Genomic DNA, 14,120 nt, shown 5'->3' with positions numbered 1-14,120 from the left:
GACGATTACTGTTTTCTATGATCTATCTGATTCCTAAAGGTTTGCTTACTTTAACGAAGACTATTCGTCTTCCGTGTAGGCTTCATCCTTTGAACGGCTCGTGAACGACCAGCATATTTCCGCTGGGATCGAAAAACTCGAAATCCATTCCTTCTCCCCGTTCTTCCCGGACATCCCCGATCCGAACGCCATTATCGATAAGCTTTCGCAGCAGCTCGCGAATATCCGCCGCTTCAATGCCGATCACGGGTTGAATGCCGTTGTTCAATCGAAAATGCGCAAACGTATCGTGTTCGGTTTCCCATAAAAAGAAATGAGGCCCTGAGGGAAGCTCAAGTATGACCATTTTATTGTCTCCGCGCTGCCATTTCACTTGAAATCCAAGATTGTCAACATACCAAGCAATGCTTTCTGCAAGCTGCTTCACCGGAATCATGACATGAGAAACCCGATTGATGACAACTTTCGACATAAGACATACGCACCCCCGAAATGAGCTTGGATCGCCTGATCCCCACAATTATACCGCACACATGTTCGTTTGTATATATTTTCCTTTTGGCGGCGGAGAAGGATTTCCTTTCTTGCAATGAAAAAGAAGCCGCCCGCAAGCAAGCTTCTCCAGTTTCCGGCTGTACTTACTTTAAACCGAGCCCGTCTCTCACCATCTTCAGCAAATCGTCTTTATGACCGGGATGACACGCAATCAGATACGGTTCTTTATTCATACCGGTAAACGGCCTCCCTTCGAAATCGACGACTGTTCCCCCCGCTTCTTTGACCATCAAAACGCCGGAGTAGAGGTCGTCGCCTTCGGAATTAAACAGCACGATCCCGTCGATATCGCCGCTTGCCAGCAAGCACCATTGCAAGGTCGGCGCCCATAGCCGCATCATTCTTTTGACGTTCACATCGATATGCTGCCTTAGCCGTACCGCCTTCCGGTCGTTCTGGACGTTATGGCCTTGAATCCAGCCGATATTTCCTTTGGAGATCGCCCTTCCGCCGACGACTTGCATCCTGCGATTGTTGCAATAGGCTCCCGAGCCTATCACGGAACAAAATAATCTGTCCGTCAGCGGCTCGTAGACGACGCCAAGAACCGGCTCTCGCTTGAACATCAGCGTAATGGAAGCGGTGAAAACCGGCAATCCGACCGCAAAATTATTCGTCCCGTCCAACGGGTCGATCAGCCAAAGCCAATCGCTTTCCTCTCCAAGACTGCCTGCCTCTTCGCTGTGAATTTGATGATTCGGGAAGACGGATTGAATTTGTTTTATGATGACGTCCTCGGCCAAGTAATCCGCTTCCGTTACAACATCGCCAAAATCCCCTTTGCTCTTCATATCGATATCCCGGCCGAATCTTTCCCTTGAAATTTGCCCGGCTTGGCGAATCGCCCGTTCGGAAAGCTCCTTAGCAAGCTGTAGGACATTAGCATCCATTTGTCATCCCACCTTGTAACGATGATGTAAAAATTGCCTTCGGGTAAAAATTCCGAACGCTTTTGCTGCTTCATATTATTTCCATTTCGGTAATGAACGGTAAAACTCCTCTTTTCCCAAGTAAAAATCACCGTTTCGGATCTACTCGATAGCCGGCGGGTCGTAAAAAACGCGCCGACCTTTCGGTCCGGCGCGTTTATTTTCCAATCGGTACGACCGGCGATAGCTTCTCAGCGGATACTATCGCCGTCCCGTACATTGCGCCAGCACCCACCGCTTATCGCCGATAATTTCCCGGTATAACTCTTCGTAGCGAAAGACGCGTCCGAAATCCGCCAAAAACGGATAATGGTCGAAATCGTCGATCAACACGAGCGCCCCCGGCTTAAGCGCCGCCGCAAATAAAAGAAAAGCCAATGAACGTCCGTTGCCGTGCGGACCGTCGACGATCATCGCATCAATCGATTCCGGTTCAAGTATAAGCGAATGAGCTTCTGCGTAAAACGCGTTTTCGATCGTAAAATGGTTAAACTGCTCGGAAGGTACAGACTCGCCGATTTCTTCCCACATAAGTCCGGCTTTGTCGGAATCCGCAAACATGCGCTCCCAATCGGAACCGCTGATTTGTTTCAGCGTTTGAAGGCTAACATCAATCGATTCGTTTGTTATGCGAGCCTGTAATTCGCGAGCCCACGCCGGGTCGTGCTCCAAAGTCGTAACCCGAACGGGAAGCAGGCTCATCTTTTCCAACGACGACCAGAATATCGTCGACTGGCCGCCCCCGAGCTCCAGGATCCGGATCGGCGATCCGTCGCCGGGCGGATCAAGCTTGCGGGCCAAATGAACCAGCGCGCTCTTGCTGAGCGACATCGCGCCGAAGCCAAAGCCGTGCCGCTCTGCATGCAGAAGCGCTTTTTCGATATCGCGGACAAGCATCGTTCAATCCTCCCAAGGGATCATATTCGGCCATTCGTCCAGGATCGACTCGTACTGCTCCTTCCAGCCGTAACGACCCTCGCCGTCCAGCCGCATGTAACGCTCGTATTTCGCAATGCGATCCTTTTCCTTCGCCCATCCGAAATGCTTGACGCGCAGAGGATGACACCAATAAGACTGTCGGTGAATCGTAAGCGGAAATCTTCCGCAATGCTGCGGCGTTTCCTTCCAAACCATCTCCAGCTCCGGTCGATGCTTGACTAGAAACGGCCGGTACACCTGATGGGCGCGCCAATAATCGTCCTCGCGGAAATGCGTCTCGCTCCACATATCGTACAACCGGAAATAAACCGCCTCATAGTCGTTCTGCTGGACAATTTCGTCAAGCGCGGCTTTCGCGCCCTTCTCGAACCATTCGTCGGCATCCATATTCAATATCCAATCCGGATGACGAGCCGCCGTTTCCCTCCATTGCTGCTTGCGAAGCTCCACTTCGTTATGAAATGACGACTGCGGATTTCTCACCAAATGAAGCGGTATGCCGTCAAGCATTTCGCGGCAAAGCGCCGCGGTATCGTCCGTGCTTCCGTCATCGATAATAACCGCCTCGTCGATATATTCCCGATGCGCTTCGAGCGCTCTCCGCAAATACCGGTCCGATTCGTTGCGGACGATCATCGACAGCGTCAGCTTGCAGCCTGCAGGTCGCATCAGCCCACCGCCTTTTTCCCAAGCCGCTCTTCCAAGTACTTCTTGTTATACAGCATGCTCGGATGATTCGGCTGGCAGGCAAGCGCCTTTTCGTTATGCCCGAACGCTTTCTCGAGCTGTCCGAGCTTATCGTAGCAAACGCATAGCTGCAAATGCGGCAGCCATGTCCATGCGGCAAGATCGACAATCGCCCCGTTCTGGGGCGGGGCTCCAAGCGCCGCAGCCGTCTCGTACCAGTACACCGCTTCCTGCAGCCGGTTTTCGGCAAGAAACAGCGCTCCAAGCCGGCAGCAGCATTCGGCCCGGGGACGGTCATAGTCGAAGGTGCGGAACAACGCCCGAAGCTGGTTATCCCGCTCGTATAAGCTCGCATAACAATCCGCCATTTTTAAACATGCGGCTATATTGTCTTCGATCCAGCCTTGCTTGGTCGCCAAAAACAGCTGATAACGCTCCACCGCTTCCTCGAACCATGCATGATCCTTCAGCTCGTTCGCAAAGTAATACATATCGCGAATCGAGAACGTCTCCCCCCGTTCGAGCCTTCGCCGGTAAATCAGCAAATTCCGATCGGTATAAGCCCGCTCCTTCTTATGCGTTATAGCGATGCCGCTCTGAACGATGATGCCGTTCACTTCCAAATACTCATGCACCGCGCCTATCCACCGGAAGCCCTTCGACCGTTTCACAAGCCGGTTTCGCTTTAAGCTTACCGTAGGCGTTCCGCTGCCGTCGGTCATCAGGACATAATCCATCAAAACGCTGTCGGCAGCAGGATCAAGCTCCTTTTTGAGAGCGATGAACGCCTGCCTGTCGCATTCCTCGATCACATCGTCGGCATCCAGCCAGAGGATATAGTCCATGCCGGCTTTGCTGAATGCGAAATTTCTCGCCGCCGCAAAATCGTCGATCCATTCGAAATCGTACACCTTATTCGTAAATCGTTTTACAAGCTCCTTCGTACGGTCCGTCGAGCCGGTATCGATTACGACGATTTCGTCGGCAATGCCTTCAACGGCGTTTAAGCAGCGCTCGATCGACTCCTCTTCATTCTTGACGATCATGCAGAGACTGATTGAAATTGCCGACTTCCGTACATTTGCATGTATCTCCAAATACCGAATCGCTCCCGGCAAATCCGACTCGCGGTAAATATGGTAAGCAGGGAAACGCGTGTCGACATGCATGCGAAATCCTAACGCCGCGGCCCGGATGCAAAAATGCCGATCCTCTCCCCAGAAAGAAACGTTGGGCAGTCTTCGGAATCTGACGCCTTTCTCCATGACGTCCCGGCTAATCCATGTACAAGCTCCGAGACCGCCTACCTCATAAACGCCGGGAACCCGCATTTGATCGAGAAACGCATGGGCGCGATCGTTCGCTTCCTCGTCGGACAGCGGCGCTTGCCGCGATTTTCGGTAGAAGGAATATTCGTCCATCAGCCATACCTGAGGAAGCTCTAAGGCATCTTTTTGCCATCGGGTCCAAAAAATGTTGGAGACGATGTCCTTCTCCTCGTCCGCCAACCGCACCAGCGTATTCGGATGGATCAGCAGGTCCGAGTCGATCAAAAACACCGCGTCATATTGCCGGTCCAAAGCAAACTCCAGAATCCGGTCTTTCATATCCGCCACTTTGTCAACCAAAGCATCGTTCCAATAATGGGTGACTTCGTCCCGTTGATAAGCCTGTTTGTCCTCCGTCTCACTGCGGATAACGGCGGCTCCGATATTTTTGGCTTGAAACGCCTCCAGCAGTGTGCGGGAAGCCTCATTCTCGTTATCGTCCACGAATAAAAAATCGACATGATGCCCGCCGCTATCCAGCCTCGTCAGGGATTCCAAAAACAGCGTTAAAATTTCGGGCTTTTGGCGCACGGGACTCGCCGTCAATATCCGCATTTTTCTCCCTGCCTTCCTCCCAGTCCACTGCCCTCTCTTGTCATTCCGCGTTCCTGACATTCGGTCCAGCGCCTCGCTAGCCGGCTTATGCAACGGATAGTGCATCAGCGATTCCCGATAGCATGCTTCCGCCTTGCTTTTTCGCCCAAGCTTCTCCTCGCACTGCCCCCGGTAATACCAGGCATGGAAGCTGCCGCTTCCGTTCATCGTCAAGTGCCGTATGTTGCCGTCCCCGATCTCCAGGCATCGAACAAAAGCCGCATTCGCTTCCTCGTATTTCTCCATGATATAAAGCACGATACCTTTGTAAAAATGCAGGTCGACGTAATCGGGATAAAGCTCGATCGCTTTTTCGATGCTGGGCCAAGCGCCTTCCGCGCTTCCGGTTTCCAACAATACGGCGTACTTCAATTTATAAAGAAGGGAAGGCGGCATTAGCCGTTTATTAATAAAACGGATGATCGACCGGTTTACGGATTCGAACGCTTCCCGGTAGCTCCCGATTCGATAGTATTCGCTTGCCAGATGGTAATGAGGCCAAGGATTCGCGTCATCCCGCTCACACTCGCGATTTAAAATGCGCGTATTGCGTTCGTGCTTGGCAGCCGACAGCTCGTCTGACCTCATATAACCGTAATGATACAACTTGAGGGGCAGCGTACCGGTTATGCCTTCCCGCTCATCCGGCGCATAAAGATCGGTTACATTCAGCGTCTCATGCACGGTGCCCTCGAACCGAAAGCCGCAGGCGCGGCGAAACAGGCGAATTTGCGCTACATGATAGGCCAGGAACGGATCCGCGGTTTTTTCATAAAAATGAATCGTATGCAGGGTCAGCAGGCTGCTTTTCGATAACGCGAGCGTGTCCCGGACCGACTGCCGGTCGACATCCGTCAGCTCCTCGTCGGCATCCAGCCATAGGATCCATTCGCCCGTTGCAAGCTCGATTCCGGCATTGCGCGCGGCAGCGAAATCGTCATGCCATTCGTATGGCAGAACGGTAGCGCCGAAGGAACGGCAAATGTCCGCCGTCGCATCCGACGATCCGGTATCGACAACGACAATCTCGTCGGCAATGTCTTTCACGCTCTCTAAACAGCGGGCGATATGCCGCTCCTCGTCGCGAACGATCATGCATAAGGACAACAATTTATTCACGAGAAGACCTCCCCGATTTCGAAGCGCCGCGTTTTTTAATAAAAATCGTCGGATTTGCCGGCTTGCTTTTATGGCCCCCGCCCGATACGGCCGTTTTTTCCGCTTCCGTCACATAATTGCCGATTTGCTGCAGCAGCGTAAAATATTCATTTGCGATCTGCGTATGACGAAAAACCGCATGACGGCATTTGCCGACGATTGCGGACGCTTTTTGCCGCCATTCCGGATCATTCCGCTTCCAACCGTCCTCTGCAGAGCCGCCATCGAACAGGGCAATCCCGGCCAGCTTCAAACGATCGACAAGCTCGAGCACGCGCAATGCGGACCCAAGGAGCTCGGCAGCAAGCTTTTCCTCATGCCGCAAGGACGTATCCGCCTGAGCATTCCCGGTTCGCAGCGCCGGCATCCTGCAGGTAAACCATTCGGCAAGCAGCAGTAGCTCAAGAACGGACTGCCGGTGCCCCCCAATCGATTCCAAGAGCACCGCTTCCCCTTCCGTACGGCCGGCCGTCTTCGCGTTTGCACAATGCTTTGAAATTGCGGCGATCCGGTCAAGAATAAGCGAGCAGGACATTTTGCCGTACTGGGTCAGCCTTATTAGCCCATGAAGAACATCCGCATAACGATCGGAGTGCACTTCGGTATGGCGACCGCCCTCCTTGACCAAGCTTGCTCCGGTTAACCGAATCGCAAGCAGAAGATGCCTGGAAACCGCCGCCTCTTCCGTAAGAGCGGCAGTCAGCAATGCTGTCCAGTCGAGACTTGTCCGGCTCGTTGTCATGCGGCGGCACTCCTTACTCCTCGCAGAACTCTTCGTGATCGCAGTCGCGGCGCGACATTCTTTCCAGTTTGATCACGTCTTCCAATTTAAATTGAAGCAGCATCTGATTTTTGATTACGTTGCGCATCATTCGTTCCACGCTGTCGTTGATATCCAGCAGGTCGCTTAAACAATGATCTTTGGAATGAAGCACCTTCTGAAGCTTCTCGCCTTCGGCGTTAATGATATGTGAAAGCCCCATCTCTTCCAAGGCGATTGAAGATAGCAGCAAATTCAGAACGTCGTGTCGTTTGATATGAATCCCTGGTTTAATGTCTGGTATATTGGGCATGCTCACGGTCATCTCTCCCGTTCATTCCTATGTTTTCTGGTGCGGCTCGACGACGACTCTATTAATCATATGAGGAGAGAATGAAGAGTAGTACAACGCGAGATTGCAGGCGCTTATTCGCTTCACTGACGATTAACGGCATTAAGGACATGCTCCAGCTTCATTTGCAGCAGCATTTCCTTCTTGATGACCGAATCCAGCGTTTGGATCACGCTTTCGTTAATGGTAAGCAAATCGGAAATCGTCGGAAATACGGCCGGCTGTCCGGGCGACAAGGTGCCTAGCACATACTGAATTTTTTCGGCTTCGGAATTTACGATATGCGCCAGCGACAGCTCTTCCAGGGCGATCGAGGTTAAAAGCAGCGTATAGGCTTGGCCGGCCGTTATGGTAATAATGGGCGTAATATTGGGTATGTTTGCTTGCGACATGCTGTGGATCATCTCCCTTTCATCAGGCTAATTCATTGTATGCTTGACCTGCCGGTTTATGCGAACTCCCCTGCTCGTTTCCCGCAACCATCCCGTCGTTCTGTTCGCAACCGCACCAACATAAAATCAAACTAATGATAATAGATGAAGTGGGTGATCGATTCCGTTGAACATCATTTATCCTCCTACGATCGAATGGGAAGGAGCCGCCGTTTATCAACGTCCGCAGCAGCTGCTGAGCGCCTTTGCTGCGTTGGGGCATCGCGCGATTTTTATAGAACCGGGCGGAAGCTGCAGCGTCAAGATCTTTCAAGGCGTTGAGGTTTGCGGCTTGGACGACGTGCCGAAAGGGATGATCGGCCCTACCGTGCTTTGGGTGACACACCCGCCCCATCTGATGCTGAAGTCTCGTCTGCAAGCGGATCATGTCGTCTTCGACTATATTGACGAAGCTGTCGAAGAATTTGCCGTTTGGAACGACCGGCATATGAAAGAAGCAATAGAAGGCGCGGACTTGGTCACCGTCGTCAGTAAGAGCCTGTACGAAACCGTCGCTGATCAGTATCCCGGAAAGCCGCTGCTCCTGCTTCCCAATGCGGCGGACTTCGAGCATTTCCGGCACGCCGAGGCTTTCCCAATCCCGAACGATCTTGCCGCTTTGCCTAAGCCGATCATCGGCTTTTACGGTTCGATTTCCACTTGGATCGATACGGCGTTTCTCGCCTCGCTAGCCGGACGCAGACCGGATTGGTCGTTCGTTATGATCGGTCCCGACTATATAAACGCCGCAGGTCTTCTTGCCGAATATCCGAATATCCATTTTCTCGGCAGGAAGCCGTATGCCGTTCTGCCGGCTTATGCCGGTCATTTCGATGCCGCCATGATTCCTTTTCAGGTACGAACCATGACGCACAGCAGCTCGCCTATCAAAATGTACGAGTTTTTGGCTGCCGGCATCCCTGTGCTTTCCACACCCATCCGCGAAGCCGTTCATTGTCCGCATGTCTACACGTCGGACGATCCCGACGCTTGGTGCCGTGAACTTGATCGCTTGCTGCAACTCGGCAAAGACATTAACGTTTTTGCAAGAATCGCCTATGCCGAAAAACATTCTTGGAAAGCGCGTGCTGCCGTCGCCCTTGAGCGGCTGCTCATTGGGACTTATGCCGTATCTGCCCGGGGAATGAATAGCGAGCAGTATTGGGATTCCCGATTCAATCATAATTGGGAGGTGTTTCAAGGGAGGGAGCAAACGGTATTTTTTGCCGAACTGGCAATCCAAGCGCTTCCCGCATGGATCAAGGACGATATCGGCAGCCGGCGTTTGCGTATTTGCGATGCCGGATGCGCGCTTGGCGATGCGGTTCGGCTAATCGCCGAGCATTGGAGGATGAACGAGGTTGTCGGGATCGATTTTTCCGAATCGGCCATAACGAAGGCAAGCTCCATTTATCCTCAGCACCTGTTTCGCCAAGGGAACATACGACATTTGGAGGAAACGTTCGATGTCATATTTTGCTCCAATACGCTGGAGCATTTTGCCGATCCGCACGGCATCATCGACCATCTTCTCTCGCAGACGAACGATTATTTGATTCTCATGATGCCGTTTCACGACGATTCCGGCGAACCGGAGCATTTGTACCGGTTTATAGAGACTGATTTTTACGTAAGGAGGGGCTCCTTCCTCTTATGCTTCGCCGAGGTTATCGATTGCCGGAGCATGCCGGGCAGCAGGTGGGGCGGCAAACAAATCGCGGCAGTTTACGTACATGAAAGCATAGCCAAGCCGGAAAACATGACATTGGGCTCGTACAAAATCAGTTAGCTCTCATTCAAACGTATCGGCATTTAGAAGCCCGGCGAATTGCTCCCTTGTTCTCTCCAGCTTCTCCCGCTGCTCGGCATGCAAGGAGATGATATGCTCGTTAGCGCGTAAACCCAGCTTGATCATCAAACTGGCGGCCTCGGCGGAGCTTCGTGCCGCATTCATCCTGACGCATTCTTCAAGGAGACGAAGATGAGCCGAAGCTACACGGATTCCCGATAACCAGTGGTCGCCGGCTTCTCCCGAATCGGTAACGGCATCGATCAGAGAGGTTTCGAGCAGCGTTGCGCCGTCTTCAACCATGTCGGGGAAGTGTTCCGTAACCGGCAATGGCGCTTCTTTGCCGGCCGCCGGCCGGAATGACTCAAAGACGCTTGTCCGCCAATGGGCGGCTTTGTCATGAATAAAATCCCGTTCCTCCTTGGTCATCAAGATCACTCTCCTTTAGCGAATAAGCTTATTACAACATATGCACGCCTTAATGATTCCATACAACGATCATCAGTCAGAGAAAGGAGCTGCCGTATGTCACAAGCGAATATTCCGAATATTACGCCCACCATCACGATCACGAGGGATCAAGCTATCAATTTGCTGCTGTCCTCCATAGCGCTGGAAGAGCTGGGCTTAAGCCATATTTTGAACGCCGAAGGCGAGAAGCTTCAGTATGTGATGGGGACGCTGCCCGGCCTTTGCCAGCCGGCAACCATTGACGAGCTGCTTGCCGTCAATCAAAGCGTGATCGGCACCATTCAAGCGGCCATGAAAAAAGAACTGCTGCTGCAGTCCAAGCTGGAAACCGTCCTCAGCACGCCGGTCATGGTTGGCCCGACCGGTACGACGGGATTAACCGGTGCTACGGGACCTTCCGGCGGCCCTCCAGGACCGGCCGGCGCAACAGGATCGACAGGTGCGACGGGCGCAACGGGGATTACCGGAGCCACGGGAATAACCGGCGCTACGGGGGCCACCGGCCTTACAGGCGTTACAGGAACAACCGGTCCGCTCACAACAGCCAATAATGCGGATATCGGCTTCGTCGGCTCTTTCGTCACCTTGGGTACGCCGGTTCCTTTAAACGTCAACTACGGACTGAACGGTACGGATATTACGCACATCGCCGGCTCCACCGATATTTTTCTTGCTCAGAATCACACTTATCATATCGTCTACACATTTGAAGGCGTGCCTGCCATCGGGAGCGGACTGCAAGGCAGCCTCTTGCTCAACACCCTTCCGGTCGCCGGAGGGCAAGCGATAAATCAAACGGCTTCCAACCCGAACTCCGAGCTGGCTGTCGGCATGTCAGTCATTACGACAACCGGCGTTCTCCCAAGTGTCCTACAAATCAATAATGATACGGCTGTCTCGGTTACGCGCATTCGCATTATCATTCTCGAAATTGCTTAGCTTTACAAAAAAAAGCTGCCCTTTCATCCAAAAGGATGAAGAGGCAGCTTTTTTCAAACCTCAGAACGAATATATCCGCCGATTGTTCGAATTTCCGCTAAACGTGCCAGTCCTTCGCGCTTACGAAGCCGCATTCTTCGAAAGCGTTTAGGACGGCGAAGCCCTTCTGGCGGCGTCGATCGGCTTAAGTCAAGCGGAATACGGACCAAACGATCCCCCCGGAATTCACTCCTCCCAAATTCAGCGATACGGTCAATCCGTTAGCTTCATAGAACAGATTAATCACATCGCCGGCATTTAGCGAAACATCCCCTGCAAGCGTGATGACCCCGTTGCCAAGAATGACCCTCAGCGTTAAGAGCAGCGCGATATTGACGTTTAATAACGGAAACAAACCGCTGATTAAATTCGTCGCTACCGGCGATGTTCTGCGGACCACGAAGGACGGATTGATTCCCGCCCCGACTTGCGCGGTCAATACGGCGGTAGTCGAATAATTAATCGTTGCTTTGATGGCATACCTTCCCGTAGCGGGCACCGTGTAATTTCCTGTCACGCTGTTGAACGATCCGCTAGAATAATACGGACTTGTAACCGTCCAATTCGCAATCTGCGTACTTCCTGATACGCTTAAAGCATTTTGAAAAGCGGAGAAGCCTTCTTGCGCGAAATCCGGGCCCGTCGCTCCGGTGGTCCCCGTAGTTCCTGTTGCGCCCGTTGCACCAGTTGCTCCTGTAGCACCCGTCGGCCCCGTTGCCCCGGAAGATCCTGTCGCTCCGGTCGCGCCTGTAGTGCCGGTTAGTCCGGTGAGTCCCGTCAGCCCCGTTAGCCCTGTCAGTCCGGTCAAACCGGTAAGTCCCGTCAGCCCGGTACTGCCCGTCGCACCCGTTGCGCCCGCGGTACCCGTCACTCCCGCCTGCCCTGTCGCGCCTGTCGCACCCGTTTGGCCTGTGGCTCCTGTCACGCCGGAGGCACCTGCTGCACCGGTTTCGCCTGTCGCACCCGTAGGACCCGTATTTCCTGCTCCCGTTGCGCCGGTGGCTCCTGTCGCGCCCGTCTCCCCTGTCGCACCCGTCGGTCCTGCCGGGCCGCCGGAAGGCCCTGTAGGTCCCGTAGCTCCCGTAACGCCCTGCGGACCGCCTGAAGGCCCCGTCGCCCCTGTGGCGCCTGTTGAACCGGTCGCTCCGGTAACCCCCTCGCCTGTAGCGCCAGTAGCGCCGGTGATTCCCGAGCTCCCGGTCGCACCCGACGTTCCGGTCGCTCCGGTAGCCCCGGTCAAACCTGTGAGTCCCGTTGCCCCGGTTGATCCCGTAACTCCTGCAGCTCCTGCCGTACCGGCGGTTCCTGTAGCTCCTGTAGCTCCTGTAGCTCCCGTTGTCCCCGTAGCGCCAGTGGCGCCTGTGGCGCCCGCAGTACCGCTTAAAGCGTTCGCCGCCATAAAGATGACTTCATCCACCAGAATCCCGCTTGATGACGCAAGAGGCGTTCTGCTGATCGTAATTTGAGCGAACGCGGTGTTGATAGGAGCCTGGATCGTTACGCCTTCAAACAATTCCCACGACACGGTCTGAAAATCTTTGAAGTAGCCTGCCGGTACGGATAACAGCAGCCCCGTCGCCAGAAAATTCAATCCTGCATCCAAAAAGGTCGCAGTAACCGATATTTCCGGACTTTGTCCGGGCTGATGCTTCGCAAGCGCGATCGACAGGAACATGCCTTCGCCGGGCTGCACAGCCACATTCTGCTGCAAGAATGCGGGGGCGGCTCCACCGAGAAGCTCAGCGCTTTGCAGCCCTTCCTTGGAAATCGGACTCAACACGACGTTGGCTCCGTTCCAGGAGAAAAAGCCCGTTTCAAAGCCTCCATTAATGATTCTGTTTTCGAGCTGAATAGACAAAACCTCACCTCACTCGCGCTAAGCACCTATAATGGTCCTTACTCTTCTTATAAGATGAGAATGGTTAGGTTATGCCAATAAATTAAAGCCGCTTGTATCAACTTTCCGATCCACGCCAAAAAACGACTTCCTGTACTGGAAGTCGCCGCGAGCGCGTTTGCCGGCAAACCAATGCGGGGGATGAATTCCATTTTTTTCACGAAAGCCCGGCAGCCTATTCCAATGGCACGAAATGCTGTAAATCCGCTTCGGTCATCCCTTCTTGCTTGCCCTCATCCGTTATTCGATATGAAAATTGCCTTACACGATTATGAGCAAAATAAACATATTCGATCTCCGGCTCGTCTTTGAACAGCCCCCCGAAGCTTCATCCTGCCCCCATGGACCCGGCTCGACAACAATTATACGACATCAAAGGCAGGCGGATACTTGACTACGCCGCTTATACCGTTCAAAGAACCGGGCTTTATTTCCAGTACCATAAACGCTTCATCCGCGACTGGGAACGGAGGCTCGATCCCTTTTTTGCTTGCAGGCTCAAAGCCGAACCTCGGATAAAATGCCGGATGCCCCAGCACGACAACATGCTCATAACCCAATTCCCTGCACATCCGCAATCCTTCCCGAACCAACGCGGAGCCGATCCCCTTGCTCTGGAAGTCCGGTCTGACAGCCATCGGCGCAAGCCCTAAAGTCGGCACCCTGCCTTTATTCGTTTCAATCTCGATCTTCGAGAATAAAATATGCCCGATCACGTCATCCGTCACCGCTACCAAAGATAATTCGGGCACAAAATTCGCTGACGCTCTTGTGGCTTCAACAAGCTTCGCTTCCCCCTCACCTTCGAAAGCGGCATTATTCACCTCGGTTATCGTTTGGATATCTTTTTCTTGTTCCTGCCTTATGATGAACAAATCTGCGGCTCCTCTCTTTAACTACAATGTTACCGACCCTTTACACAAATGTCCCACCAAAAATGTTCCGATCGTTTTGAAACGCTGAAGCTATACTATTCAATGACGTTGAACCTTTTCGCATTGCGAATGCGCGCCCGCTCTTTTTCGATTTCCCGATCGCGGGGCTCGGCATTCGTTACGAGCGAATCCAATAAACTCCGCGCTGCCGAGGCCACTTCGACGACAGCTTGGTTGAACGCCGCTTCATTCGCCTTGGACGGCTGATTAAAGCCCGAAAGCTTTCTGACGAACTGAAGCGATGCTGCCACGATCTCATCCTCGGTTGCGGGAGGATCGAAATTGAATAACGTTTTTATATTTCGGCACATAACGGT

14 protein-coding genes and 1 pseudogene are annotated in these 14,120 nt (G+C 53.2%); 2 read left to right on the top strand and 13 right to left on the bottom strand.

Annotated features, from left to right (window positions below; translation table 11 throughout):
- Positions 1-82 precede the first annotated feature (82 nt).
- From DQG23_RS01630 to DQG23_RS01590, 9 genes and pseudogenes are all read right to left on the bottom strand, one after another.
- Entirely contained in the window at positions 83-472 is a 390-nt protein-coding gene (locus DQG23_RS01630) for a VOC family protein (RefSeq protein WP_113029039.1), read from the bottom strand.
- A 166-nt stretch (positions 473-638) separates the two neighbouring features.
- The gene (locus DQG23_RS01625; protein ID WP_113029038.1) at positions 639-1,445 is read right to left on the bottom strand and encodes an inositol monophosphatase family protein; all 807 of its coding nucleotides are present in this window, start codon (positions 1,443-1,445) and stop codon (positions 639-641) included.
- Positions 1,446-1,685: 240 nt separating this feature from the next.
- The gene (locus tag DQG23_RS01620; protein ID WP_113029037.1) at positions 1,686-2,381 is read right to left on the bottom strand and encodes a class I SAM-dependent methyltransferase; all 696 of its coding nucleotides are present in this window, start codon (positions 2,379-2,381) and stop codon (positions 1,686-1,688) included.
- 3 nt (positions 2,382-2,384) lie between these two features.
- Complete coding sequence (locus DQG23_RS01615) at positions 2,385-3,092, bottom strand: glycosyltransferase (protein WP_113029036.1); 708 nt, start codon at positions 3,090-3,092, stop codon at positions 2,385-2,387.
- Positions 3,092-4,156 (bottom strand): glycosyltransferase, encoded by a 1,065-nt coding sequence (locus DQG23_RS43665; protein ID WP_420330196.1) that lies wholly within the window; start codon positions 4,154-4,156, stop codon positions 3,092-3,094. Before DQG23_RS43665 ends, DQG23_RS01615 begins: the two co-directional genes overlap by 1 nt.
- 942 nt (positions 4,157-5,098) lie before the next feature.
- A pseudogene (locus tag DQG23_RS43660) lies at positions 5,099-6,127 on the bottom strand (glycosyltransferase); the annotation flags it as partial.
- Positions 6,128-6,143: 16 nt separating this feature from the next.
- Positions 6,144-6,932 (bottom strand): hypothetical protein, encoded by a 789-nt coding sequence (locus DQG23_RS01600; protein ID WP_113029035.1) that lies wholly within the window; start codon positions 6,930-6,932, stop codon positions 6,144-6,146.
- Positions 6,933-6,945: 13 nt separating this feature from the next.
- Positions 6,946-7,269 (bottom strand): alpha-helical endospore appendage domain-containing protein, encoded by a 324-nt coding sequence (locus DQG23_RS01595; RefSeq protein WP_113029034.1) that lies wholly within the window; start codon positions 7,267-7,269, stop codon positions 6,946-6,948.
- Positions 7,270-7,385: 116 nt separating this feature from the next.
- The gene (locus tag DQG23_RS01590; RefSeq protein WP_113029033.1) at positions 7,386-7,694 is read right to left on the bottom strand and encodes an alpha-helical endospore appendage domain-containing protein; all 309 of its coding nucleotides are present in this window, start codon (positions 7,692-7,694) and stop codon (positions 7,386-7,388) included.
- A gap of 166 nt (positions 7,695-7,860) precedes the next feature.
- On the opposite strand from DQG23_RS01590, the gene DQG23_RS01585 reads away from it, so the two are divergent.
- Entirely contained in the window at positions 7,861-9,522 is a 1,662-nt protein-coding gene (locus tag DQG23_RS01585; RefSeq protein ID WP_113029032.1) for a methyltransferase domain-containing protein, read from the top strand.
- 3 nt (positions 9,523-9,525) lie between these two features.
- Here the strand turns inward: DQG23_RS01585 and DQG23_RS01580 are convergent, their stop codons facing one another.
- Entirely contained in the window at positions 9,526-9,951 is a 426-nt protein-coding gene (locus DQG23_RS01580; protein ID WP_113029031.1) for a hypothetical protein, read from the bottom strand.
- A 96-nt stretch (positions 9,952-10,047) separates the two neighbouring features.
- On the opposite strand from DQG23_RS01580, the gene DQG23_RS01575 reads away from it, so the two are divergent.
- Entirely contained in the window at positions 10,048-10,932 is an 885-nt protein-coding gene (locus DQG23_RS01575; RefSeq protein WP_113029030.1) for an alpha-helical endospore appendage domain-containing protein, read from the top strand.
- Between the two features lie 184 nt (positions 10,933-11,116).
- Here the strand turns inward: DQG23_RS01575 and DQG23_RS43360 are convergent, their stop codons facing one another.
- From DQG23_RS43360 to DQG23_RS01560, 3 genes are all read right to left on the bottom strand, one after another.
- On the bottom strand, positions 11,117-12,829 hold the full coding sequence (locus DQG23_RS43360) for an NTTRR-F1 domain (RefSeq protein ID WP_146762230.1): 1,713 nt from the start codon (positions 12,827-12,829) through the stop codon (positions 11,117-11,119).
- A gap of 401 nt (positions 12,830-13,230) precedes the next feature.
- The gene (locus DQG23_RS01565; protein ID WP_113029029.1) at positions 13,231-13,743 is read right to left on the bottom strand and encodes a GNAT family N-acetyltransferase; all 513 of its coding nucleotides are present in this window, start codon (positions 13,741-13,743) and stop codon (positions 13,231-13,233) included.
- A gap of 95 nt (positions 13,744-13,838) precedes the next feature.
- Positions 13,839-14,114, bottom strand: a complete 276-nt coding sequence (locus tag DQG23_RS01560; RefSeq protein WP_113029028.1) for a DUF2277 domain-containing protein — start codon at positions 14,112-14,114, stop codon at positions 13,839-13,841.
- Between the last annotated feature and the right edge of the window lie 6 nt (positions 14,115-14,120).

The organism is Paenibacillus contaminans (genome assembly GCF_003285015.1).
Taxonomy (GTDB): Bacteria; Bacillota; Bacilli; order Paenibacillales; family NBRC-103111; genus Paenibacillus_V; species Paenibacillus_V contaminans.
Note: the sequence above shows the minus strand (reverse complement) of the source record. Positions and strands in the feature narration are given on the sequence as shown.